The 22,845-nt window shown below is 65.0% G+C and carries 23 protein-coding genes; 11 read left to right on the top strand and 12 right to left on the bottom strand.

The window, feature by feature from the left end:
- Nucleotides 1-36: 36 nt before the first annotated feature.
- Nucleotides 37-1,338, bottom strand: coding sequence for a cytochrome P450 (locus tag GGR44_RS09440; RefSeq protein ID WP_246344494.1), 1,302 nt, complete (start codon nucleotides 1,336-1,338; stop codon nucleotides 37-39).
- A gap of 63 nt (nucleotides 1,339-1,401) precedes the next feature.
- Here GGR44_RS09440 and GGR44_RS09435 point away from each other — a divergent pair, with 63 nt between their 5' ends.
- Nucleotides 1,402-1,779: a winged helix-turn-helix transcriptional regulator gene (locus tag GGR44_RS09435; protein WP_183955344.1), complete on the top strand. Its 378-nt coding sequence runs from the start codon at nucleotides 1,402-1,404 to the stop codon at nucleotides 1,777-1,779.
- 49 nt (nucleotides 1,780-1,828) lie between these two features.
- On the opposite strand, the gene GGR44_RS09430 is transcribed toward GGR44_RS09435, so the two are convergent.
- From GGR44_RS09430 to GGR44_RS09405, 6 genes are all read right to left on the bottom strand, one after another.
- Complete coding sequence (locus GGR44_RS09430; protein WP_183955343.1) at nucleotides 1,829-2,560, bottom strand: alpha/beta fold hydrolase; 732 nt, start codon at nucleotides 2,558-2,560, stop codon at nucleotides 1,829-1,831.
- Between the two features lie 63 nt (nucleotides 2,561-2,623).
- Entirely contained in the window at nucleotides 2,624-3,565 is a 942-nt protein-coding gene (locus tag GGR44_RS09425; RefSeq protein WP_183955342.1) for a VOC family protein, read from the bottom strand.
- Nucleotides 3,566-3,622: 57 nt separating this feature from the next.
- Nucleotides 3,623-4,780 carry an epoxide hydrolase family protein gene (locus GGR44_RS09420; protein ID WP_183955341.1) on the bottom strand — a complete coding sequence of 386 codons (1,158 nt, stop codon included), beginning with the start codon at nucleotides 4,778-4,780 and terminating at the stop codon, nucleotides 3,623-3,625.
- Nucleotides 4,781-4,797: 17 nt separating this feature from the next.
- Nucleotides 4,798-5,562 (bottom strand): SDR family oxidoreductase, encoded by a 765-nt coding sequence (locus GGR44_RS09415; protein WP_183955340.1) that lies wholly within the window; start codon nucleotides 5,560-5,562, stop codon nucleotides 4,798-4,800.
- 163 nt (nucleotides 5,563-5,725) lie between these two features.
- Entirely contained in the window at nucleotides 5,726-6,985 is a 1,260-nt protein-coding gene (locus GGR44_RS09410) for a sulfotransferase family protein (protein ID WP_183955339.1), read from the bottom strand.
- Between the two features lie 14 nt (nucleotides 6,986-6,999).
- Complete coding sequence (locus GGR44_RS09405) at nucleotides 7,000-8,268, bottom strand: alkyl sulfatase dimerization domain-containing protein (protein ID WP_183955338.1); 1,269 nt, start codon at nucleotides 8,266-8,268, stop codon at nucleotides 7,000-7,002.
- Nucleotides 8,269-8,529: 261 nt separating this feature from the next.
- Here GGR44_RS09405 and GGR44_RS09400 point away from each other — a divergent pair, with 261 nt between their 5' ends.
- From GGR44_RS09400 to GGR44_RS09380, 5 genes are all read left to right on the top strand, one after another.
- Nucleotides 8,530-8,799 (top strand): hypothetical protein, encoded by a 270-nt coding sequence (locus GGR44_RS09400; RefSeq protein WP_183955337.1) that lies wholly within the window; start codon nucleotides 8,530-8,532, stop codon nucleotides 8,797-8,799.
- A 332-nt stretch (nucleotides 8,800-9,131) separates the two neighbouring features.
- Nucleotides 9,132-10,145 (top strand): quinone oxidoreductase family protein, encoded by a 1,014-nt coding sequence (locus tag GGR44_RS09395; protein ID WP_246344491.1) that lies wholly within the window; start codon nucleotides 9,132-9,134, stop codon nucleotides 10,143-10,145.
- A gap of 90 nt (nucleotides 10,146-10,235) precedes the next feature.
- Nucleotides 10,236-10,619, top strand: a complete 384-nt coding sequence (locus tag GGR44_RS09390) for an SDR family NAD(P)-dependent oxidoreductase (RefSeq protein WP_183955599.1) — start codon at nucleotides 10,236-10,238, stop codon at nucleotides 10,617-10,619.
- A gap of 144 nt (nucleotides 10,620-10,763) precedes the next feature.
- Complete coding sequence (locus GGR44_RS09385) at nucleotides 10,764-12,494, top strand: class I adenylate-forming enzyme family protein (protein ID WP_183955336.1); 1,731 nt, start codon at nucleotides 10,764-10,766, stop codon at nucleotides 12,492-12,494.
- Nucleotides 12,495-12,506: 12 nt separating this feature from the next.
- A complete protein-coding gene (locus GGR44_RS09380; protein WP_183955335.1) occupies nucleotides 12,507-13,283 on the top strand; it encodes an SDR family NAD(P)-dependent oxidoreductase in 777 nt (258 codons plus the stop codon).
- A gap of 121 nt (nucleotides 13,284-13,404) precedes the next feature.
- On the opposite strand, the gene GGR44_RS09375 is transcribed toward GGR44_RS09380, so the two are convergent.
- Nucleotides 13,405-14,265, bottom strand: coding sequence for a fumarylacetoacetate hydrolase family protein (locus GGR44_RS09375; RefSeq protein ID WP_183955334.1), 861 nt, complete (start codon nucleotides 14,263-14,265; stop codon nucleotides 13,405-13,407).
- Nucleotides 14,266-14,386: 121 nt separating this feature from the next.
- Nucleotides 14,387-14,980, bottom strand: coding sequence for a malonic semialdehyde reductase (locus GGR44_RS09370; protein WP_183955333.1), 594 nt, complete (start codon nucleotides 14,978-14,980; stop codon nucleotides 14,387-14,389).
- Nucleotides 14,981-15,189: 209 nt separating this feature from the next.
- Between GGR44_RS09370 and GGR44_RS09365 the strand changes: the two genes are divergently transcribed.
- Nucleotides 15,190-15,906 carry an EthD family reductase gene (locus GGR44_RS09365; RefSeq protein WP_183955332.1) on the top strand — a complete coding sequence of 239 codons (717 nt, stop codon included), beginning with the start codon at nucleotides 15,190-15,192 and terminating at the stop codon, nucleotides 15,904-15,906.
- Between the two features lie 125 nt (nucleotides 15,907-16,031).
- On the top strand, nucleotides 16,032-16,349 hold the full coding sequence (locus GGR44_RS09360; RefSeq protein ID WP_183955331.1) for a 2Fe-2S iron-sulfur cluster-binding protein: 318 nt from the start codon (nucleotides 16,032-16,034) through the stop codon (nucleotides 16,347-16,349).
- A 96-nt stretch (nucleotides 16,350-16,445) separates the two neighbouring features.
- On the opposite strand, the gene GGR44_RS09355 is transcribed toward GGR44_RS09360, so the two are convergent.
- Entirely contained in the window at nucleotides 16,446-16,832 is a 387-nt protein-coding gene (locus tag GGR44_RS09355; RefSeq protein WP_183955330.1) for a VOC family protein, read from the bottom strand.
- Nucleotides 16,833-16,911: 79 nt separating this feature from the next.
- On the opposite strand from GGR44_RS09355, the gene GGR44_RS09350 reads away from it, so the two are divergent.
- Nucleotides 16,912-19,164 (top strand): outer membrane protein assembly factor BamB family protein, encoded by a 2,253-nt coding sequence (locus GGR44_RS09350; RefSeq protein ID WP_183955329.1) that lies wholly within the window; start codon nucleotides 16,912-16,914, stop codon nucleotides 19,162-19,164.
- A 39-nt stretch (nucleotides 19,165-19,203) separates the two neighbouring features.
- On the opposite strand, the gene GGR44_RS09345 is transcribed toward GGR44_RS09350, so the two are convergent.
- On the bottom strand, nucleotides 19,204-19,869 hold the full coding sequence (locus GGR44_RS09345) for a TetR family transcriptional regulator (protein ID WP_183955328.1): 666 nt from the start codon (nucleotides 19,867-19,869) through the stop codon (nucleotides 19,204-19,206).
- Between the two features lie 59 nt (nucleotides 19,870-19,928).
- Between GGR44_RS09345 and GGR44_RS09340 the strand changes: the two genes are divergently transcribed.
- Together GGR44_RS09340 and GGR44_RS09335 are read left to right on the top strand one after the other, a co-directional pair.
- On the top strand, nucleotides 19,929-20,390 hold the full coding sequence (locus GGR44_RS09340; RefSeq protein ID WP_183955327.1) for a hypothetical protein: 462 nt from the start codon (nucleotides 19,929-19,931) through the stop codon (nucleotides 20,388-20,390).
- A 201-nt stretch (nucleotides 20,391-20,591) separates the two neighbouring features.
- Nucleotides 20,592-21,353 carry an enoyl-CoA hydratase/isomerase family protein gene (locus GGR44_RS09335; protein WP_183955326.1) on the top strand — a complete coding sequence of 254 codons (762 nt, stop codon included), beginning with the start codon at nucleotides 20,592-20,594 and terminating at the stop codon, nucleotides 21,351-21,353.
- A gap of 260 nt (nucleotides 21,354-21,613) precedes the next feature.
- Here GGR44_RS09335 and GGR44_RS09330 read toward each other — a convergent pair whose 3' ends face one another.
- The gene (locus tag GGR44_RS09330) at nucleotides 21,614-22,792 is read right to left on the bottom strand and encodes an acyl-CoA dehydrogenase family protein (RefSeq protein WP_183955325.1); all 1,179 of its coding nucleotides are present in this window, start codon (nucleotides 22,790-22,792) and stop codon (nucleotides 21,614-21,616) included.
- Nucleotides 22,793-22,845: the final 53 nt, after the last annotated feature.

Below are 22,845 nucleotides of genomic sequence, written 5' to 3'. Positions count from 1 at the left end.
GTCCTCTCCTTATCCGTATCCGGCCGGCCTTCGGCTCTACCAGACCAGTGGCAGCGTTACCGGCTGAATCATTCCCAGATGGTATTCGATCCGGTGCCCCGGCGCGACGCCGAATTGCGGGATGCGCTGCACGAACTCCTCGATCGCAATGCGCATTTCGCGGCGCGCCAGGTGCATGCCGACGCACATGTGCGGGCCAAACCCGAAAGAGACGTGGCGGGGGTTGCGATCGAACCGGACAGCGCCTGGATCGGGGAAGGCTTCGGGGTCGCGCCCGGCCAGCGTGGTCGACATCGCCACCTTGTCGCCCGGCATCATCCGCACGCCGCCTAGCTCTGTCTCGCGGGTGCAGGTGCGGAACGTGGTGACTGCGGCATAGGCGCGCATCATTTCGTCGATGGCGTGCTGGATGTGCTGCGGGTTTTCCTTGAGGTAGGTCTGGTGTTCCGGGTTGCGCGCCAGATGCAGGAACTGCAGCCCCATGTTGGTCGATACCGTATCCAGCCCGCCGATGAACAGGTTGAAGGCAAAGCCGACCAGTTCGTCCTCTGTCAGCTTGCGCCCTTCGATCTCCACCCCCAGCGCATAGCTGATGATGTCGTCGCGCGGGTTGCGGCGGCGTTCGGTGATCTGTTCGCGCAGGAAGCCGACGACGTTGCGCGTCGCCTGCGCCATCTTGGCCATATCCATTTCGTGCAGCAGGCCGGTTTCCCATTCGAGGAACTGCGCCGTGTTGCTGAGCGGGAAGTCCATCAGCTCAAGGAACACCTTGATCGGAAACTCGAAAGCGAAATCGGCCATGAACTCGCACGAACCGCTTTCGCGGAAACCTTCGATATATTCTATGGCATAGCTGCGGATACGCCCTTCCAGTTTGGCCATGGCCGAAGGGGTGAACAGCGGGTTGATGAACGCCCGGTATTTGCCGTGGTGCGGCGGGTCGATTTCCACCGGCAGGTTGGTCCAGGTATCCCCGATCATCTTGGAATAGGGGGAGAAGTCCTTGCTGGAGAAAGTATCGGTGTCCATGTAGACTTGGCGCAGGTCTTCGACGCGGCGCACGATCCATGCCGGGGTCGCGCCGGGATAGGCGTGGGGGGCATAGAAGATCGGCGGGCCCTGATGCACCGCCGGCGCCCATTCATTGAACGGATCGGCCGCGGTCGTGGTCCCGAACATGTAGGGGAACGGGCGGACCAGATCGGCGGGGACGTGATCGGGGATCACGGGATCGGGCAATTGAAAATCCATGGCAAGGCTCTCCACGCGCTGTGCCGGAACGGTCGCGTGCGGTCCGAAGCTGCCGCCGCCGCGCTGAAACCCGTTCCCGGCTTCCAATTGCGCCAGTTATCGGCCAGCATGAATCGTAACAAGTAGGATCAATTTTGGCAGGTTAGTATCATGGATGTGCCTATTGCGAAGAACAGGGACGTCAAGCCCGAAGAATATGCCGAACTGCGTCGGGCGCTCACCCTGATATCCGGCAAGTGGAAGCTGGAGATTCTCTGGCTGCTCTATCATCGCCCGCACCGCTTCGGGGAATTGCTGCGCACGATCAACGGGGTAACGCAGCACATGCTGACCCGCCAGTTGCGCGAACTGGAGGCGGACGGGCTGGTTACCCGCACCGTCTTTGCCGAGGTGCCGCCGCGCGTCGAATATGGCATGACTGACGCCACCATCGCCCTGGAACCGGCGATCTGGGCCTTGATGGAATGGTCGCGCGAATTCGGCACCCCGGCGCGCATTGCAGCCGAAGCGAAGGCCGCGCGGGACTGAGGCAGGCCAGGACCGGACGCGCGCACGGCGCGGATCGGCCCAGTGCGGATCACAGCAAGGGGCGGAGGAAATCGAGCGCGCGATTCGGCGCGCCGACGATGAAGGCGTGGTCGATGTCCGGCCCGGCGGTCTGCACGTTCCAGCCCAGCGCGCGGGCGCGGTCGTGCTGCGCCGGGTCCATCACGTCGCCAAGGATGCCGAGATAATCCACTGGCTTGTCGATCGCTTCGCCGCCGTGGGTGACCGGGCTGACCATGCCGCGCAGGGGCATGTCGCTGAGATGGGCCAGCAGCCATTCCTGCTTTTCCGCCGACATTTTCATCGGTTTTTCCTTCGCGCCGTTGCGCTGCATTTCATCGACCCCGGTGCCGATCGGGCCTTCGCCCGACGCGAGCAGCGCGTCCAGCCCGGCGGCGTCTTCGGTCTTCATGTAACCGATGGCTTCGCCCACGGCCTTGCCGGTCAGCGGCACGATACCGTCGAAATAGACAACGCGGCGGACGCGATCGCCGGCACGGGCGACGACACCCGGCGCCACCGAACCGCCATAGCTGAACGCCACGAGCACGACGTCGCGCAGATCCTCGAAGGTCAGAACGTTGACGATGTCGGTCACGTGGACATCATGCGTGACATCGCGGCTGATCAGGTGCGAACGTTCCCCGAAACCGGTGAAGGTGGGGGTGAAAACCTTGTGGCCTTCGCCGCGCAGGGTTGTGGCGATCTCGTCCCACACCCAGCCGCCCATGCCGCCGCCGTGGAGGAATACTAGCGTTGCCATCGTTGTCTGTTCCTTGTCTCGTCGGGATAGTGACGGGCCGGGGACACGCCCTGGCCCAACGCTTCAGGCGTCCTGAAGCTCCGTATTGGCGATGAAGTTTTCCGGCGGCGGCGGACCCCACAGGAACATCGAATCTTCGGGCGGATGGTCGGCTGCGGGCCAATCGAACCCGGCGGGCACGAAGTCGATGTCGCAACTATATTCGGCATAGCTGCCCCACGGATCGGGCACATACTGGAAGTAGTTGGCGCCCAGCACATGCTGGCCCACCCCCCAGCCCTTGTCATAGCCAAGGCTCGCCATATGCGCGCCGCCAACGCCCACTTCCTGGATCGACCCGACATCCCAGCTTGAATGGTGCATGCCGGGGCCGGTCGAACCACCCAGCGCGAGCAGGTGGTGGTCGCTGCCGTGGACCCCGTGCAGGAACGCCACGGCATCGGCCGAACGGTCCGACAGCTTCAGCCCCAGCGTCCGCTCGTAGAACGCGATGTCGCGCATAACGTCGCTGGTGAACAACAGGAAGTGCGACAGGCGGCGCGGGCGCACGCGCGGCGCCTTGCTGCGCGGAATGGCGGCACATTCCCCCGGCCCGACCGAACGGGTGAGGAACTCGGCCTTGGTATCGGGCGAACATTTTTCCGCTTCGATGACCTGCATCGGCAGGCCGTCGGGATTGCGGAACCAGATGCCGCCGGGTTCGCCGTTGGCCGGCGTGTCGATGGTTTCGACGCCCAGAGCGGCAAATTTTTCCCGGAAGCGGTCCAGATCGCCCTTGAACACGCCGAACGTGATGTATTCCAGCTTTTTGCGGCCGCCGGGGCGCAGCACCGCCCAGCGGTGCGGGTGGCCGAAGGTGTAAAGCTCCAGCGTGCCGTTCGCGGCGCGCACATCCAAGCCGAACTCGGTAAAGAACGTGCGCGCTTCATCCAGATCGGGCACCGTCAGGCAGAAATGATCCAGCGAGTGAATGGCAGGGCCACCGGCCGACTCTGATATGGCCATCGTCTTAGTCCCCTCATCATCAGGTTGCATTACAGGCAGGCATCCACGGTCGTACGGTCAAGGCGATTGCCGGGCAAAGAAGGCCCGCACAACGCGCAAAAAATCGTCCTTGCGCTGGAAGGCCGCAAAGTGCCCGCCCAGCGGCAATTCCTGCCAGTCCGTCACGTTGCGGTAGTTACGCTCGATCAAAGAACGCGGCCACCGGAACGGTTCGCCTGCAAATCTGGCTATTCCGGTCGGAACATCAACCACCGCATGGGCATAGGCCGCGCGGAAATTGGTTTCATGATAGAGCCGGAAACTGGACGCGGCCGTGCCGGTGAACCAGTAGAGCGACAGGTTGTCGAGCAGGTGGTCAAAATCGAACACGGCATCCAGATCGCCGCCATGGTCAGTCCAGGCATGGAACTTGTCGATGATCCATGCGGCAAGCCCGGCAGGCGAATCGTTCATCGCCACGGCGAGCGTCTGCGGCCGGGTCGTCTGGATGAAGGCATAGCCTGCGTCAATCGCCATGTGCTGCCCCAGGCGGGCGTATTCGGCGGCTTCGTCCGCATCCAGCCCTTCGACCGGTATGGCGGGGTTGGGCGGGCCGCCCGGCGCCATGTTGACATGGAGCGCCGCCACGCGATCGGGAAAATTCTGGGCCATCGCGCTGGTCACGATGGAGCCCCAGTCCCCGCCTTGCAGGAAATAGCGCGGATAGCCCAGCGCCTCCATCACCGCGGCGATCATCGCGCCGGCCTTTTGCGCCGTAACGCCGGGCTGGCGGGTCGGGCCGGAAAAGCCATAGCCAGGCAGGGATGGCACGATGACATGAAAGGCATCGGCGGGATCGCCGCCATGCGCCACAGGATCGGTCAGCGGCCCGATAAGGTCGAGGAACTCCACCACCGAACCGGGCCAGCCATGGACCAGCACCAGCGGCCGTGCGGCTTCCACCGCAGAGCGGATGTGGTAGAAATGCAACTGCTCCCCATCGACCTGGGTCAGGAATTGCGGCCAGGCATTCAGGCGTGCGGCAAATCCGTCAAAATCGAAGCCGTCCTGCCAGTAGGCGCACAGCCGCCGGATATAGCTTTCATCGGTGCCATAGCCCCAGCCGCTGCCGGGAAGCCAGTCGGCCCAGCGGGTGCGGCCAAGGCGCGTGCGCAGATCGGCGATATCGGCCGGGTCAATGGCAGCGGTGAACAGCGTGATGTCGGGGGCGCTCATCTGCGGCTTCCTGTCGGTCAGAGCGCCATGCCGCCTTCGAGCGGGATGACCGCCCCGGTAATGAAGCTGGCGGCCCGACTGGCAAGGAAGGCCACGGTGCCGCCGATGTCATCGGGCGTGCCGATGCGCTTGCGCGGAACCATGCCGGACATCATTTCGACAATTTCCGGCTTGTCCACCGGCGTCAGCGCCGACGGGAAGAAACCGGGGGCGATGGCGTTGACGGTGATGTGTTCGGCGGCCAGGCGCTTGGCGAGTCCGCCCGACATGTGGTGCAGCGCGGCCTTGGCGGCCTGATATGAATAGTTTTCCTTCGGTCCGATGCGCAGCCCGCCGATGGAGCCGATGTTGACCACGGCGGCATGGCACGGCGCCGATGCCGCTGCGCGCAATTGCGGCAGCAGTGCCTGCGTGAAGAAGAACACCGATTTGAGGTTGAGATCCACAACCATGTCCCAGCCTTCTTCGGTAAAGCTGTCGAGCGGGGCATCGTACATCGTGCCGGCGTTGTTCACGAGCAGGTCCAGCTTCGGCTCCTGCGCCGCGAAAGCGGCGGCAACCGCCTTCGCCCCATCGACGCTGGACAGATCGCCCGCCAGGGCAATGCAGGTGCCATGGGCAGACAGTTCCAACGCGGTCGCTTCGAGCGTTTCGCGCGTGCGGCCCACGATATAGGTCTTTGCCCCTTCGGCCACGAGCACCTGCGCGATCATGCGCCCGATGCCGCTGCCGCCTCCGGTGACCAGCGCGACCTTATCTTCAACCGACAACAATCCGCTCATTTCCGCTCCACATGTTCCAGCGCGGCCTGCACATGCGGGCCAGCGGCGCGCCGGGGCAATCGCGGCGCGCATCGGAACCGGACCATGCCCGGCAGCGCCAGTGCGCAAACCTTCCTTACGGCAGGGCGCGCCCGCCAGACAGCGCGCGCGGGAGGGGCCCGGCCTATTTCACCTCGATTCGCACATCGGGGAAGCGGTCGTAATAAAACTGGAAGCGTTCGCGGATCGCGGCCGGTTCGATGCCGAAATCCTCGCGCAGGTTGTACACGAGCTGGCCATGCTTGCCGCGTTTGTTGTGGTCGATCGCCTGCTGGAAAGCATCGCGCGTCTGCTGGTCGAAGGGAACCTGCGCCCCGGCATATACGCGTTCAAGCTGGCCGAACGGATCGGCCATCAGTTCGTGGAAATACAGGTCGTAAGACTGGCTTGCGTCGATCAAATCGCGGTCGCGCACGCACGCGCGCAACAGGCGTTCGTAGCGGTCGATCCAGTATTGCGCGATGCCGCGCATGTCGACCCGCGTCCGCGTAAGCCGCGCGCCATAGGCGATGCCGGTGATCGCCGACTGGATCGACGCCACCGGATCGCGGTGGTTGATGACGACATAGCTGTCGGGAAAGGCGCCGCGCACGGCAGGCAACTGTTCCATGTGCTGCGGGCATTTGCTGACCCAGCGGTTGGGGCCTTTCTGCCACGAAAGCACCTGCATCGCCTTGCGCACATAGCGCAGGATCGGCGTGGCGTCGTAGGCGAACTGGTAATCGCGCCATTCGGGGACGTGCGCGATCCATTCGAAGTAGTAACCGCCGAAATCCAGCCCCTGTAGTTCGATGTCTTCGGAGATGTGATCGGGCGAAAACTCGTGGATCATCTTGATATAGGGCATGATCGCGTCGGTTTGCGCCCATTCGGCGGCGCACAGATCGTGTCTGCTATCGTGGCCGTCCTTGATCCACGGCGCGGCGATGGGCCGCACCGCTTCCCAGTGCGGCAGCGAGCGCAGGCGCGGATCGGCCGACATGAGTTGCAAGGTATAGGTCGTGCCCGAACGCGGCAGTCCGGCGAGGATCAGCGGACGCTCAATCGGGATGTCGAGGATTTCGGGGTGGCGGCGCACCGTGTCTTCAAGCTGGAGGCGGTTGGACGCCAGCCGAACCGCCTCGCTGAACAGCGAACCGCGGCCGACCGCGCTCAGTTCGGCGTCGTTGTCGCCCGCGCGCATCCACACGGCCAACCGTTCGCGGAAATCGCCGGGGCCGAAGTCGCTCAGCCCGGTCTGCGCCTGCGCGGCGGCCAGCACGGCTTCGGGCGTCAGGGTGGTCGGGTTGGCCGCGGCAAAGGCCAGCGCGCCTTTCTGCATTTCGGTCAGGACCGGGTTGGCAAGATCGGTGATGCGGATGTTTTCGGCGGTCGTTGCGGACATGGTCGAGCACTCCCTTAAGCGCCAGTGTCGGCGTCGAGCGCGCGGCGGGTGGCGATGATGCTGCTTTCGAGCCAGCCCAGTTCGTCGAACACGCGGCCCTCGGTAAGGTCGGCCAGCGCCTCGTACACGGCAAGTTCTGTTTCGCGCACGTCGCGATCGTCCGGCGCGGCGACAACCGCCATTTCCACCAGATGCAGTGCCTTTTCGGGATCGCCCTGCGCAAGGTGCGCCCGCGCGCGTTCGGCCAGCGCCCCTGCGCCACCGGCCAGCGCCACGACTTCGGGCCAGACCGCGCTGGGCGGCGTGGCGTAGAGCTCGCTCGTGCGTTCCTGGCGGAACCAGCCCGCATATTCTTCCCAGGTTGCCCGCACGTACCACCGCACCGGGCCGCGCCCGTCGTTGAGCGCCAGTTCGGGCGGCAAGGCGATCGAGGCCATGAGTTCCGGCAGCGTGCGGCCTTCGTTCATCCCGGCAACGGTCTTGTCGTGCATGTACTGTACGGCATCGCGCAGCTTGCACAGATGGGCGCGCACTGCATCGGCGCCGCGGATCGGATCGTCGTGCCCGGTAACCAGCAGCTCGGCGCCCAGGTCGATCATCATCCGGCATTCCTCGAGCCAGAACACCACCGACCGGTCACGATCGCCGCGCGCGGTGTAGAAGTTGGGGAACGCGCCCATGATCGCGCCGGCCCAGTTGCCGAAGAACAGGGTCCGCTCCTGCGGCATCCATACCGCCAGCGCATCGAGCGTTTCGCCCGAAGGGATGGACAGCGCCTGGTACTGGCGGCCCGAAACGGTGAAATCGTGCGCGTTGGCAAACTCCGTCAGCGGTTCGGGATCGCGCGCCTCGAACCAGTAGGCCCCGGTATCGCCCGGCGGGATCAGCGCGGCCAGCACCTTGGCGTTGCGGCGGCCGAAGAACGGTCCCATCTGCTTGCGCTCCTCGCAGATGCGGCGGAACTTGCACTGGACGATGGTTTCCACGCCTTCATCGGCAAAATACTGCCAGCCGCCGGTATGGTCCGGGTGGCTCTGGGTAAAAATGATCGTGGTGACCTTCAGCGGCCGCCCGATCAGCGCTTCGAAGTTCTTGCGGATCTGTTCGCCCTGAACGGCGGTGCCGGTGTTGATGACCACATCGCCCGCATCGCCGGGGATCAGATAGGCGTTCGAGGTCGCGCGGTTCATCGCGATATGATCGTTGATCCATTCTGCCGGACGAGCGGGATTCCACGCGATGGCGGGCATCATTGGATGATCGAGCGTGCGAAAACGGGTCATGCGCCTCTCCTTGCTGCACGGATGTCACAATATTGCCTGCCATCGTCCCGAAACGCCGCTGCGCGGGCAAGCGCCGCATGTAGTTGCGCCGCGCCCAGACTATCGCAGGCCAGCCACGCCGCGCGCCGCGCCTCCATTCAGTGCGGCAAAAGGCCACAGACTGCCCAAAGATATATTCTATAGAATCTTGTTTGCGACGGCGTAAGGCAGAAATTGTGCCCGTGCACATCACTCCGTTCTTCCTGTGAGCCTGTTCCCGCCATGTCGCTTTCGCTTGTCCGTACCGGCGCCCCGCTGATCCGCCGCGAATCCGTGGTCGAGATCGAAGCCCATCGCCACAAGCGGCTGACGCCGATCGACCTTGCCGCGACGCGCGACCTGCTCGATGAGCAGGCCCATCTGTGGCGGCTCGGATATGAACGCTGGATACCCGCACTGGACAGCGCGCAGATGCGCGACCTGCGGCCGCACGTCGGCGTCTACGCCGCGTGCCGGACACGGGGTCGGAGCATGATCCAGCGGACCTGCTGACCGCAATCCGCGCCAGCCATGCGTTTCACACCACGATCATCAGCGCCGCGGCCATTCGGCGGAAACCGACATGCAACGATATTGGCGCGACAGCCGCCTGTGACGCATCGGACCGATCACCAACGAAATGGTGCGCAACGGCATCGCGGAGAGCCTGGGTCTGCCACGGTCCAATTCATAGACGGGTTAAGCGATTGATTGACGTGCCAACCGGCTCCCGGTCCTGGCTGCTGTCGGGCCTGCCTATCTGTAGACAGGTTCCGCAGGGGCCAAGACCGCGCACCGCGACCAAAAATGGCCGTTCCACGCGGCCCCTTCAACCGGGATACGACATGATGACGAAAATGAAGGCGCTACTGCTCGAATCAACCGATGGCCCAGAAGCTGTCGCGGTGCGGGAAGTCGATGTCCCCACCCCCGGTCCCGGTGAAGTTCGTGTTGCGGTCAAGGCCGCTTCGGTAAATCACCGCGAACTGTTCATCGCGCACGGCCAGTATCCGGGCATGACCGTGCCTTCGGTGATGGGCTGCGATGGCGCGGGCGTTGTCGATATGCTGGGCGAAGGCGTGACCGGCGCCAGCGTTGGCGATGAAGTCATCCTCTACCCCGCCCGCCAGTGGGGTCCGCGCCGCGATACCCCGGCGCCCGATTTCGGCCTGCTGGGCATGCCCTTCACCGGCACGATCGCGGAATATATCTGCGTTCCGGTGGAAAACCTTGCCCCCAAGCCCGCCTTCATGACGTGGGAAGAAGCCGGCGCGATGCCGCTGACCGCGCTGACCTCGTGGCGCGCGCTGATGTTCAAGGGCCAGCTCAAGCCCGGCGAAAAGCTGCTGATCTCCGGCATCGGCGGCGGCGTGGCGACGTTCGGTCTGGCTTTTGCTGTGGCGCTCGGTTGCGATGTCTGGTGCACCGGCGAAAGCGAGGAAGTTCTTGAAAATGCCCGCACCATGGGCGCGAAGGACGGGTTGCTGTTCACTGATCCCGAATGGCGCAAGAAGGTCGGCAAGATGACCGGCGGCGTCGATGTCGTGCTCGACGGTGCGCCCAGCCCCAGCCTGCCCAACTATATCCGCGCGATCAATCCCGGCGGCCGTATCGTGATCTACGGATCGACCGCGGGCAATGAGATCAAGTTCAACGCCACCGACCTCTTCCTCAAGAGCGCGACGCTGCTCGGCAGCCAGGTGGGCGACATCATCGACTTCCGCGACATGCTGACCTTTGCCGAGAAGCACAAGATCAAGCCTGTGATCGAGCGGACCTTCCCGCTGACCGAAGCGCGCGAGGCGCTGCTGCACCTGCGCGACAAGCATTCCTTCGGCAAGATTTCGGTGGTGATTTGATGGTGGCGGAATCGTTTGCCGCAAGCCTGTTCGACCTGACGGGCAAGACCGCGCTGGTTTCCGGCGGCGCGCAGGCGCTGGGGCGGCGAAATCAATGCCTTCCCCGACAAGGCGTGGCCGGGCCTCGCGGCGGTGAACGTGCAGACGCCGTTTATCCCGGTGCGCGAACGGCTGCCTGAACTGGCGGCGACCGGCGCCCCCGATGATCCGGCGCGGGTCATCAACATCGGGTCCGCGGCAGGCGTGAAGATCAAACGGCTCAGGGCATACAGCTATGCCGCCTCCAAGGCTGCCGTGCGCATGATGACGCGCGATCTGGCGGGCGATCTTGCCGAACCCAACATGACCGTGAACGCGGCGATTCCCTGCTTCTTCCCCACGAGGATGACCACGCACATGCGCGATGAGGACAGCGTCGACCCCGCCCTGCTGGCGCAGATCCCGCGCGATGGCGGCGTGGTTGGCTGCGGCTGACCATCGCAGCACGCCGGCACGGCGGCGCCACTATCGGTTGGCCCCTATCGGTCGGAAGGCCCGCACAGGACGGGCGGTGCGTAGTCGTAAGGTTCGGGGGTTTTTCCGGTAAAATTGGATACAAGTGACGGGATGGGTTTGGGGATGACGGACAAGGAAGCAGGGTGGGACTATTCGACGACCCTGTCGGAAGATCCGGCGCGCGTGCGGATCGTGGCGACGACTCTGGGCGACCTGCTGCTGAGCGCATATGACCGCGCACCGGACAAGGAAGCGCTGGTCTTCCCCGAAGGCCGCAAGACATACGCCGAACTGGTCGAAGCCGTGCTGCACAAGGCCCGCGCACTGCTCGCGCTGGGCGTCGGGCCGGGCGATCATGTCGGCGTGCTGCTGCCATCGGGCATCGCCTTTGTCGAAACACTGTTCGCCAATGCCATGGTCGGCGCGGTTTCGGTGCTGATGAACGCGCGCTACAAGGCGCCCGAAATGGCCTATGTGGCCGACAACGCCGATCTCGTCGCCATCGTCACCGACGATACCCGGACGCAGCATGTCAACTTCACTGGCCGTCTGGCCGAAGCGTTCCCCGATCTGGCGCAGCAGGCCGATCCTGCGGCGCTGGCGCTTGCCGATGCGCCCGCGCTGCGCCGCATCGTGGTGCTGCGCAGCAGCGATGGCGCCGGGGCGGCAACCACCGCCCCCGGCTTCCTTGGCCATGATGCGTTCGACGCCGCAGCGGCTGCCATATCCGTCAACACCGTGCACCACCGCCGCCTGTGCGTGCGCCTGCGCGACACGGCGATGATCCTCTACACGTCGGGCACATCGGCCAACCCCAAGGGCTGCCTGCTCAGCCATGAGGCGATCGTGCGCGAAACGATCAACCTCACCGCCAACCGCTGGGCCTTCCAGCCTGACGAGCGGGCGTGGTCGCCGATGCCGCTGTTCCACATTGCCGCGATGCTCGCCATGCTGGGCGCGGTGAACGTCGCGGGGACGTTCATCGGCCAGCCGCACTTCGATCCTGGCGAAAGCCTGCGCCAGATCGAGGCGGAAAAGGTGACGATGATGTTCCTGCCCTTCGTCACCTTCCACCAGGCGATGATCGCGCACCCCGATTGGACCAGGACGGACATGTCCTCGGTCCGGTTGCAGAACTCCTGCTTTGCGTTCATGCCGGCCAGCGTGGGCCAGGCCTATCGGGAAAAGGCGCCCGGCATGCGCCAGGTCGGCACCTTCGGGATGACCGAAGCCAGCGGCATCGTCACCACCGGCGGGTACGACATGGACCCCGAAATGGGCTTCACCCGGCTCGGCACGCCGCTTCTGGGCGTTGAAGTGCGCATCGTCGATGCAGATGGCAACGACCTGCCCACGGGCGAACGCGGCGAAGTGCTGATCCGTGGCTACAACCTGTTCCACGGGTACCACAAGGATCCGGTCAAGACGGCCGAGGCGCTGGACCGGCAAGGCTGGTATCATTCGGGCGATATCGGTTCGCTCGACGAGGCCGGGCACCTGATGTTCCACGGCCGCTTCAAGGACATGCTCAAGGTGGGTGGCGAAAATGTTGCCGCCGCCGAAGTGGAAGCCGTGCTTGCCGCCCATCCTTCGGTGCGCCTGGCGCAGGTCGTTGGCCTGCCCGACGCGCGGCTTGCCGAAATCCCGGCGGCTTTTGTCGAAACCGAAGGCCCGATCGACGTCTCGCCCCAGGATTTCGAGGCCGAACTCATCGCCTTCGTCGGCAAGCGCATCGCTTCGTTCAAGGTGCCGCGCCACATCCGCGTAATCGACGAATGGCCCATGTCGGCTTCCAAGATCCAGAAGTTCAAGCTGCGCCAGCAGTTGATCGCGGAACTCGATCTCTCCGAATAAGGGACTTACGCGATGCGCTTCATAATAACCGGCGCAGCCAGCGGCATCGGCAGGGCCTGCGCCGAACTGCTGGTCGACGGTTCGGCCATTGCAGGCGATCACCAGATGCTGCTGGCCGACCGTGACGCGGCGAACCTTGCCGTCGTGGCCGACGCCATCGGTCCGCGCGCGGCCAGCGTGGTCGTGGACCTGTCCGAACTCGATTGCGGCACGCGGATCGTCGATGCCGCGATTGCGCACATGGGCGGGATCGACGCGGTGATTTCCAACGCCGGGATCATCATGGGCGGCGCGCTGGTCGATCTTGCGGCCGAACAGTTCGATCTGATCTATGGCATCAACACCCGCGCAACCTGGCTGATCGGCAAGGCGGCGCATCCCTGGCTGCGCGAAAGCCAGGGCGCGTTCATCGCCACCGCGTCGATGTCGGCCACGCAGCCGACCCCGGCGCTGGGGTTCTATTCATCCAGCAAGGCGGCGCTCCTGATGCTGATGCGCCAGCTTTCGATCGAATGGGGGCCCGACCGTATCCGCTGCAACACCGTTTCTCCGGGGCCGACCTATACCCCGATGACCAAGGCCGGGTATGACGACGAAGCCCGCCGCCGCCAGCGCGAAGCGTCGATTCCGCTGGGAAAGCTCGGCACAGCCGAAGATGTGGCGCGCGCAATCCTGTTCCTGTGTTCGCCGCAGGCAGGGCATATCAATGGCATCGACGTGCTGGTCGATGGCGGCATGTCCAACATGCTGATGCCCGCCACGGGCGGCGGAACCGGCCAGTCCAAATAGACCGCTACCTGGATACAGGACACGAAAAGGCCCCGCATACACGACATATGCGGGGCCATTTTTTGTGCATCTGGCGCCCCGCCCCTTCCCGGCGCGCGACCGGCAAGGGGCGCAAGGGCGATCAGGCGGGTGCGATGACCTTGTTCTCGATCGCACCGATACCGTCGATTTCGCAGCGCACGACATCGCCGGGCTTGAGGAACACGGGGTTCTCCATCGCCGCCGCGACGCCTTCGGGCGTACCGGTGGCGATCAGATCGCCGGGCAGCAGGGTGAAGGCGGTCGACAGATAGGAGATCTGCGACCACACGTTGGCGATCATGCCGCCAGTGTTGTTCGACTGACGCAGTTCGCCGTTGACGTAGCAGCGCAAGTCCAGCGCATGGGGATCGGGCACTTCATCGGCGGTGACGATCCACGGACCCATCGGGCCGTGCGTGTCGAACGACTTGCCCATTGTCATCGTGTTCGAATGCCACTGCCAGTCGCGCGCGGAAACGTCGTTCATCACGAAATAACCGAAGACATAGCCTTTGGCGTCAGCTTGGCCGACCTTCTTCGCCGACTTGCCGATCACGACGCCCAGTTCGACTTCGTAGTCGAGCTTTTCAGTCACGCCGGGATCAATCGCGTCGTACGGACCTGCGATGCAGGTGGTCTGCTTGTTGAACCACACCTGGTTGGCGGCGCGCGGCACGCCGAGCCGGTCGGCCTCTTCAAGATGCTTGGCATAGTTCATGCCGATGGCCATGAACTTGCTGGGCCGCTCGATCGGGGCCAGCAGCTTGGCATCCTTGAGCGCCAGCGCATCAGCGCCAGTATCCAGCACGCCACGCGCCGCGGCAAGCGCTGTATCGCCGCCTTCGATGATTGAAAGCATGGTGGGGTAACGATCGGCAATCGGCGCGAGCGTCACGATCGCTTCACCCCGAACCAGACCAAGACGGGCCGTGCCGCCATCATCGTATCGAACGAACCGCATTAAGAAGCTCCTTGTCCAACCAGGTATGGCTGGCCTCTAGATGAAGAGCGCCCCGGCGCGCCACCCTTCTTTTGGCGGGTAAACGCTATCGTTCTGCGCGCCGCATCGCGGTTTCGCGCCTTTACAGGTCGATACACGCCTGTTCGAAGGCAAGGCGCGGGTTTCGAGGAAACAGCTTGTCCGGCGTGCCATAGCCGATGTTGCACAGGAAGTTGGACTTCCAGCGGCCGTCGGGAAAGAAATCGGCGTCCAGCGTTTCCTTGTTGAAGCCCGACATCGGCCCGGCATCGAGCCCCAGCGCCCGCGCGGCAAGGATCAGATAGGCGCCCGCCAGCGTCGAACTGCGCGTGGCGGTATCGGCAATGACAGCATCCTTGCCGGCAAAGGTCGCCGAAAAATCGCGGCCCGGAAACAGTTGCGGCATGTATTCGTAAAAGCGCGTGTCGTAGGCGACAATGACGCAGCACGGTGCGGCCATGGTCTTTTCGATATTGCCTTCGCTCAGGTGCGGGCGCAGCCGCTCGTGCGCCTGTGCGCTGCGGATGAACACGAAGCGGCCGGGGTGCGAATTGGCCGTGGTCGGCCCCTGCGATACCAGTGCATAAAGTTTGCGCATCATGGCTTCGTCCACCGCGCGGCCGGACCAGCTATTGTAAGTGCGCGCTTCGGTAAACAGCCGGGCCAGCGCGGCGTCGTCAAGCGGTTCGTGGTGCATAGTACCCCTCATGGCAGAACCGGGCCACTGCGGCCCCAAACGACGCCGGATCGGCGCGGATGCAGAAATGTGCAGGTTTTGGCCGTCGTGCAAGACCGGGCGGGCGTGACCTGCCGGGCGACGGGGGAACGGGCATGCGGCGGGGTCCATGATCGCAGGCGACCGGGCTGCGTCAACGCTGCACGGACATCGCCCTGCGGGAGAGGAAGATGGAACGTCCGGTAAAGCTGGTTTCCCTGTTGCGCCCGGTGGCCGCGCCCGGCGGGTGGGACGACTTCGTGAACGGAAAACTGGCGCAAGGCATCGCCGGTTTGCAACGGCTGGTGCTGAACGATGTACTGCCGATCGACATTCGCACCGGAACCGAAGGGGCGCCCCCTTACGCGGCGATCATCGAGGGGTGGTTCGCCAGCCCCACGGACGCGGATCGCTTTGCCGCCGATGTCCGCGCGCATGGCGATGCGGTGCAGATGCATGTCGATGATCTGCTGATTCACGATTGCGGGCGACGCCCCTTGCCCAACAAGATCATGGTCACGCTCAAGCGGCGGGCCGACCTTTCGCGCGAACAGGCGCTGCGCCACTGGCGCACCCGCCATGTCGAGGTCGGGCTGGTGGAACACGATGCGGCCACCTTTCTCCAGCTCTACTACCAGAATCACGTCACGCGCAGCGATCAGCCGGAAGGTTCGGCGTGCGATTTTGATGGCATGCCCGAATACTGGGTCGATCCCGCCGATCTGGCCTCGGTGGGCGAGGATTCGCCGGTAATGCGCGCCATCGCCGAAGACGAAGTCCTGTTCGTCGACCGCAGCGCGATCATCACCATGATGGTGACCGAGCGCGAGCTTTACGTTGCGCCCGGCGCGCCCGGCGGCTGGCCGGTCCGGCCTTCGCCGCTTCACAGCGTCCTCGCGGCGGGCTGATCGCACCCGGCGAACCGCCCCGCGCCCCTATCGGCAGGCAGGGGCAGCACGCCCCGGATGCCGCCAAGGCTGCCGCCGGGAATCCCAGGCCCGAAGGTTTCACTACTTCCGGAGTAATTCAAGCAATGCCCACGCTCATTGTCACCAAGCGCGACGGTTCCGAACAGAGCATCGACGCCGATACCAATGTTTCGGTCATGGAAATCATCCGCGATGCCGGCGTTGACGAACTGCTGGCGCTGTGCGGCGGCTGCTGTTCGTGCGCCACATGCCACATTTACGTGGACGAAAAGTTTGCCAGCCAGTTGCCCGAAATCAGCGCCGACGAAAACGACCTGCTCGACAGTTCGGACCACCGCAACGCCAGTTCGCGGCTTTCGTGCCAGATCAACTTCACCAGCGCGCTGGACGGCATGCGGGTGACGATCGCCCCGGAAGACTGATCGAAAATCCTGAAACGCGCCGCCGGCGGCGGGGCCGGACCGGCCTTTCCGCCTGCGGAATGATGATGCAACCGCTGCGGCCCGCGCCGCGGCGGTTCATTCGTTGGTGCCGAAACAATAGGCGCAGATCTTGTTGCCATCGGGATCGCGTAAATACGCGCCATAGGCATCCTTTACCGCCCCGCGCGGGCCGGGTGCGCCTGCATCGCTGCCTCCCGCGGCCAGCCCGGCGGCATGAAACGCGCGCACCGCCGCGCGGCCCGGCGCCTTGAAGCTCACCGTGCCGCCATTGCCCGCTGCGGCCACCCCGCCGTCGAGCGGGCGCAGGATCAGCAGTTCGGCCACCTTGCGGCCATAGCCGATGCCCTGGTCCTGAAAGCTGCCGAGATTGGCGATACCCAGCGGCGCCAGCGCGGCGTCATAAAACACGCGCGCGCGGTCGATGTCGTTGCTGCCAAGGCAGACATGCGTGAAGATTCCCATGGCGTCCCCTCTTGTCCGACCGCTGGCGGGCGTATCCCCTCTTGCGACAGGCCCGCATGCGCGCAAGGCGCGGCAGTGATTGCCCAAACGCAAGACGGGGGAACAGATGCCGGTGGTTAACGCAAGGCGCAGCCTGGCTGCAATGGGCAGCGCGGCACTGGCAGCAGGCCTGCTTGCTTCGGGCGCGGGATCGGCGATCACTGCGCAAGACGTCTCTGCCGCGGGCATGGCCACCGGATCGTTCACCGCGGCCCAGGCCGAAAGCGGGCAGGCGGTTTTCGCCACGCACTGCGCGGCCTGTCACGATACCAGCTTGCGCGGGTCTTCGCACGGCCCGGCGCTGACCGGCCCGGCGTTCCTTGCCACCTGGCGCCTCCGCAGCAGTGATGATCTGGCGGCCTATATCAAGGCGATGATGCCGCCCGGCTCCCCCGGTCTGCTGACCGACCGGGAAGCGGTGGCGGTGACCGCGCACGTCCTTGCCCATAACGGCCATGGCGCGGGTTCCCGTCCGCTGGCGGGAGGCGCGCCGATTGCCATTGCCGCAGACGGCAGCCCGCCCGCAATCTCCTCTGCCGCTGGCGAACAGACCCCGGTGATCGGCGCGGGGGCCAATGCCGATACTCCCGAAAACCGCGCCTTTGCCCAGCTCATGGCGAGCTTCGCCCCGCGCAACCGCCGGGTCCAATCCTTCACCCCCGTTACCGAAGCGATGCTCACCAGCCCACCGCCGGGCGATTGGCTGAGCTGGCGGCGCACCCGCGATGGCCATGGCGAAAGCCCGCTGACCCAGATCGACACCGGCAATGTCGGCAGGCTGCGCCTGGCCTGGGTCATGGCCCTGCCGGACGGGACAAGCGAGCCGACCCCGATCGTCCATGATGGCGTGATGTTCGTGCTTGCGCCCGGCGGACAGGTCCATGCGCTCGATGCGGCGACGGGCGATTTCATTTGGAAGTACCGCTATGAATCGCGCGATGGCAAGCCGGTGGCGCTTGGCCCGGTGCGCAACATGGCGATCCTGGGCACCAGCCTGTTCATCGCTACGCAGGATGCGGCGCTGGTCGCCATCGACGCGCGCAGCGGCGAGGAACTGTGGCGCACGCAGCGTGCCGATCCGGCCGAAGGGTTCACGCAGACCGCCTCGCCGATCATCGCGGGCGGCGTGCTGGTCGGCGGGATCAACGGGTGCGACCGCTTCAAGAAGACGCCGTGCTTTGTCGCCGGGTATGATCCGGCCACCGGCAAGGAACTGTGGCGCACGGCAACGGTGGCCCAGCCGGGGCAGCCGGGGGGCGATACCTGGGCCGGCCTTGCGCCGGAGTTTCGCGCGGGCGGGGACGGCTGGATTCCCGGCAGCTACGACGCGGCGCTCGATACCTTCTACATCGGCACCGCACAGGCCAAGCCATGGGTCGCGGCCAGCCGCCACATGTCGCCGCGCGATGCGGCGCTCTATACCAATTCCACGCTCGCGCTCGATCCGCGCACGGGGCGGATCAAGTGGCATTTCCAGCATATGCCGGGCGATCCGCTCGATCTCGATAACGTGTTCGAACGCGTGCTTGTCGACATCGGCGGACGGCCGGTGCTGCTGACGGTGGGCAAGGACGGGCTGCTGTGGAAGCTGGACCGCAGGAACGGCGCCTACATTGACGTGGCCGAAACCGTCTATCAGGACGTCTGGGCGGCGATCGACCGCAAGACCGGGCGGCTGACCTACCGGCCCGACATCCTCAAGGCCGAAGTCGGCGATGTGGTGCGCACCTGCCCCACCACCTTCGGTGGGCACGATTGGCCCGCCAGCGCCTATGATTCGCGGCGCGGTACGCTGATCGTCCCGTTGCTGCAGATGTGCGGCGGGATGAAGGGCACGGACGTGGAGTTCAGGATCGGTGGCGGCGGGCTTGGCGGCGCCAACGCCATCGAACCGGGCGGCAAGATCGAAATGCCCGGCAGCAAAGGCAATTTCGGCAAACTGGCCGCCTACGACGTGCGCACCCTGAAGCAGATGTGGGATTACCAGCAGCGCGTCCCGTTCACCGCGGCGGCGCTGACCACGGCGGGCGGGCTGGTCTTTGTCGGTGATGCCGACCGCTATGTTCGCGCGCTCGACAGCGCAAACGGCAAGGTCTTGTGGCAGGCGCGCCTCGGCGCGCCGGCGCACGGCTTTCCGATCAGCTATGCGGCGGGGGGCACGCAATACATCGCCGTGCCCGCGGGGCCGCTGGGCGCGTGGTCGGTGGTGACCGGCCAGATCGGCAACATCTACCAGCCCGCAAACGGCAATGCGATATATGTCTTCGCGCTGAACCCTGCGCCGGAGCAGTGAAGCGGGGCCGAAGGTACGGCAAGGGCGGTTCAGGACCGGTTAGGAGCGTTTCAGGTCGTCATCCAGAATCGCTTCGAAATCGCGCACGATTCGGTCGATTGTGGGCCGGTAGTCGCCCAGCCCCGGCGGGAGCGGAATGACCTTGCCGTGTTCATCAACCCCGGCATTGGCAAGGATCTTGCGCCGCACCAGCAGCACCGCCGCGCCGATGACCGCCTGGTTGGTTTCGACATAGATATCCAGCGCCTGCGTGCGCGTCAGGCCCCGCTTTTCCAGCATGGCAAGGATATTGGCGGCATAGGCCAATTCGCGATCGGTCTTTTCCCCGCCGATCAGGTTGCCGATCATTTCCGGGCGGGAATTGAACATCGCAAAACACAGCGCGGCATGCCCGCGCAGCACTTCCTGCCAGGTGCCGCCGTAATTGTCCGCCAGCGCCCGCGACGCCATGCGTTCCGCCACGAGTTCGAGCAGGTGATCGCGCCCGCGAACATAGCCATAGAGCGTTGCGACGCCGGTGTTCAGCGTCTGCGCCACGGTGTGCATTTCGAGGGCTTCGATCCCCACCGTGCAGGCGGCGTCGACGATAGCGTCCAGCGTCAACCGGCGGGGACGGCCGACCGACCGCTTTACGGGATGAACCTGCGTGGCGACCGCACCGTCGGCGATCGTGCTGCCGGAAGCGGGTTCGTCATTTGCGATCATGGGCGCCCCTTTCGATCCCCGTCCCATCCTTTGCGCCTTTTCCGACGCCGGGACGCAGATTGAACATTCTCGTGCCGATGCACAAGCACCCCACTGCGGCCTTGTCGACCGGGCATCAAGTTATTTTTCGAATCGCTATCGACAATTCGATGAGCGATGATTATTCGGCAGTGACGGCGGGCTACCCCGTCACCCATCGTATCGAAACATTGGTGACAGACATGAAAATCCATTCCGTTCTCGCTCTGGCCCTTGGCCTTGCAGCAGTTCCCGCCGCAGCCCAGACTGCCGAAACCGCAGCGGCGCCCCAAGCAACCACCGCTGCCGCTCTCGAAATCAAGGGCGGCGAAATTCTGTGGTCGGCCGATGGCCGCCGCATCGGCCGCGTCGAACGCGTCCGCGGCTCGACCGTTGCCGTCGTTGCCGACATGAAGATGGTCTATGTGCCGCTCGAAACCGTGAGCGCCAGTGATCGCGGCCTGGTCAGCACCCTGACCCGCAAGGAAATCTCCCGCCTCTGAGCGGATAGCACGGCCAGCCCCGCTGTAGCGGTTCTGTCAGCGCATCAGAAAAGGGCGCCGACCGGTTTCCGGCGGCGCCCTTCTTGCGTGTGTGCCCAGCCGGACATTCGCCATGGGGAAGTATCCGACCGGATACCTGTCATAAGGCAGGCGTGCTTCCGCACCCCGTGAGGCACCCGTTGCAACCATCGGAGACGCCGCATGTACGATCTGGCCAGCTACCAAGACGTTTATCGCAACATCCGCTTTGAACGGCACGACGGCATCTTGCAGATGCAAATTCACACCGACGGCGCCGAAGCGGTGTGGGAAGCCGACCCCGGCTGCCTGCACGAACAACTTGGCGATGCCTTTTACCGTGTCGGCCATGATCGCGGCAACCGCATCGTGATCCTGACCGGGACCGGTACGGAGTTTCTGGCCAAGGTGGCGTTCACCGGCGCTGCGATGATGAACACCGGCACCTGGTACCGCATCTTCAAGGAGGGGCGCGACCTGCTGAACAACCTGCTTGAAATCGACATCCCGATCATTGCCGCCGTCAACGGCCCCGCCTTCGTCCACGCGGAACTGGCCACCTTGTCCGATATCGTCATCGCCGCCAATACCGCCAGCTTTGCCGACAAGGCCCATGCCCCCGGCGGCGTCGTTCCGGGCGATGGCGTCCATGTCTGGTGGCAGATGCTGCTCGGCCCCAATCGCGCCCGCCACTTCCTGCTGACCGGCAACGAGATTGCGGCCGAAGAAGCTCTCACGCTCGGCTTCGTCGCCGAAGTGGTTCCGCAGGACCAAGTGCTTGCTCGCGCATGGGAAGTAGCGCGCGATCTGGCGCAGAAGCCTGATCTCATGCTGCGCTATTCGCGGGTTTCGATGGTCCAGCGGATCAAGCGGCACATGCTCGACGATCTGGGCTATGGCCTGATGCTGGAAGGCATGGGAATCTTCAACCTGCTGGGCAAGTAGAACACCCCCCGCCGCCGGACGCCGACGCTGTTCCGGGCAGCAGGCGCCTCAGGGCCAATCGGGCAGGCGTCCGCCGCAGCCTGTCCTGATAACCGCCAATGGCAAGCCGGTCGGCCAGGGCGGCAATAGCAACGGTCATGGGCACAGCACGCCCCAATGGTTGACGTTCATCGCCAGACAGTGGCCGTCATGCTTCGGGCATCGGCCGACAGACAGGCGGCTGGACCTATCCGCCCCATCGGCGGCGGTGCGGTTCGCGCTCAGGCGTTCAGCATTTCGCCCGCCATCTGCGCGTGCACGGCGGCGGGATCGTTGCCCGCGTGGGCGCGCGCCGCGTTCATGTCCAGCCACAGCTGAGTCAGCGGCCCGTCGCGCTGAATCCCGCGCCCGCCCAGCAGGAGCATCATTTCATCGACCAGCGGGACAAGGCGGCGCATGAAGCCGGTCAATTGCGCGCGGTAGAGCAGGGCTTCGTCCATAGGCAGCGTTTCGTCGCGTGAAATCGCTGTGGCCAGCCGGTCGTAATTGTCGTGGAACTGGCGCTCCACCATGTCGATTTCGACCTTTGCACGCCCGATCACCGACAGGAAGCGCGGATTGTCGCGCGATGCGCCCGATCCGAACGCGCCTTGCCGCTCGCGCGTGGACGCGGTAAAGGCCGCCAGTGCGCCGCGCGCCGCGCCGATCGCCAGGCTGGAGATCGACGAGGCAAACACATAGAGCCACGGCAGGCGGTAAAGTTCGGTCAGCCCCGACGTGGCCGGAAGCGGCAGCAGCCCGGCGTCGGGCGCATAGGTGCGGTAGGCCGGGACGAAGGCATCGTCGATCACCACATCGTTGCTGCCGGTGGCGCGCAGGCCGAACGTATCCCACACCCGGTCGATGCGATAATCGCTCGCAGGGACGAGGAACAGGCGCATCTGCGGCGCGGGGCGGGCTTCGTCGGGCGGCACCATCCCGCCGACAACGGCCCATCCGGCGTGGCTGCTGCCGCTGGAAAAGGTGAAGCGCCCGCTGATCCGGTAACCGCCATCGACCGGCGTCACCTTGCCGACCGGCGCGAACGATGACGATACCAGCGTGTCGGGATTGTCCCCCCAAACGTCGGCCTGCGCCAACGGGTCCATCCGGCCCAGCATGAACGACTGCACCGAAAGCACCCCGAACACCCAGGCGGTGGACAGGCAATGTTCGGCAAAGACGTTCTGCAACGCAAAGACATGGCGGGGATCAAGCTCCATCCCGCCCCACCGCGCCGGCTGGAACGCCCGCAGCAGCCCGGCGGCCTGCATCGCCGCAATCGTTTCAGGCAGCACATCGGCTCGCCGGCTGGCTTCATCGCGCGTGGCGATCACCTGCGGCACCAGCGCGCGCGCGGCGTCGAGCAGCGCCTGCGGATCGGCCCGGTCGATGGATACGGAAGCGGTAGAACTGGCCATCAGACTTTCCTCTTGCAATTGCCTCGGACAATGGGCGGCATGCGTGCGCGACG

The sequence above is a fragment of the Sphingobium fontiphilum genome (genome assembly GCF_014196635.1).
Lineage (GTDB): Bacteria > Pseudomonadota > Alphaproteobacteria > Sphingomonadales > Sphingomonadaceae > Sphingobium > Sphingobium fontiphilum.
This window is presented reverse-complemented; position numbering and strand designations above follow the sequence as displayed.

Excerpts from the sequence above, each read along its gene's own strand:
- GGR44_RS09435 (WP_183955344.1), top strand. The coding sequence starts at position 1,402 with ATGGATGTGCCTATTGCGAAGAACAGGGACGTCAAGCCCGAAGAATAT.
- GGR44_RS09430 (WP_183955343.1), bottom strand. The coding sequence starts at position 2,560 with ATGGCAACGCTAGTATTCCTCCACGGCGGCGGCATGGGCGGCTGGGTG.
- GGR44_RS09425 (WP_183955342.1), bottom strand. The coding sequence starts at position 3,565 with ATGGCCATATCAGAGTCGGCCGGTGGCCCTGCCATTCACTCGCTGGAT.
- GGR44_RS09420 (WP_183955341.1), bottom strand. The coding sequence starts at position 4,780 with ATGAGCGCCCCCGACATCACGCTGTTCACCGCTGCCATTGACCCGGCC.
- GGR44_RS09415 (WP_183955340.1), bottom strand. The coding sequence starts at position 5,562 with ATGAGCGGATTGTTGTCGGTTGAAGATAAGGTCGCGCTGGTCACCGGA.
- GGR44_RS09410 (WP_183955339.1), bottom strand. The coding sequence starts at position 6,985 with ATGTCCGCAACGACCGCCGAAAACATCCGCATCACCGATCTTGCCAAC.
- GGR44_RS09405 (WP_183955338.1), bottom strand. The coding sequence starts at position 8,268 with ATGACCCGTTTTCGCACGCTCGATCATCCAATGATGCCCGCCATCGCG.
- GGR44_RS09400 (WP_183955337.1), top strand. The coding sequence starts at position 8,530 with ATGTCGCTTTCGCTTGTCCGTACCGGCGCCCCGCTGATCCGCCGCGAA.
- GGR44_RS09395 (WP_246344491.1), top strand. The coding sequence starts at position 9,132 with ATGATGACGAAAATGAAGGCGCTACTGCTCGAATCAACCGATGGCCCA.
- GGR44_RS09385 (WP_183955336.1), top strand. The coding sequence starts at position 10,764 with ATGACGGACAAGGAAGCAGGGTGGGACTATTCGACGACCCTGTCGGAA.
- GGR44_RS09380 (WP_183955335.1), top strand. The coding sequence starts at position 12,507 with ATGCGCTTCATAATAACCGGCGCAGCCAGCGGCATCGGCAGGGCCTGC.
- GGR44_RS09375 (WP_183955334.1), bottom strand. The coding sequence starts at position 14,265 with ATGCGGTTCGTTCGATACGATGATGGCGGCACGGCCCGTCTTGGTCTG.
- GGR44_RS09370 (WP_183955333.1), bottom strand. The coding sequence starts at position 14,980 with ATGCACCACGAACCGCTTGACGACGCCGCGCTGGCCCGGCTGTTTACC.
- GGR44_RS09365 (WP_183955332.1), top strand. The coding sequence starts at position 15,190 with ATGGAACGTCCGGTAAAGCTGGTTTCCCTGTTGCGCCCGGTGGCCGCG.
- GGR44_RS09360 (WP_183955331.1), top strand. The coding sequence starts at position 16,032 with ATGCCCACGCTCATTGTCACCAAGCGCGACGGTTCCGAACAGAGCATC.
- GGR44_RS09355 (WP_183955330.1), bottom strand. The coding sequence starts at position 16,832 with ATGGGAATCTTCACGCATGTCTGCCTTGGCAGCAACGACATCGACCGC.
- GGR44_RS09345 (WP_183955328.1), bottom strand. The coding sequence starts at position 19,869 with ATGATCGCAAATGACGAACCCGCTTCCGGCAGCACGATCGCCGACGGT.
- GGR44_RS09335 (WP_183955326.1), top strand. The coding sequence starts at position 20,592 with ATGTACGATCTGGCCAGCTACCAAGACGTTTATCGCAACATCCGCTTT.
- GGR44_RS09330 (WP_183955325.1), bottom strand. The coding sequence starts at position 22,792 with ATGGCCAGTTCTACCGCTTCCGTATCCATCGACCGGGCCGATCCGCAG.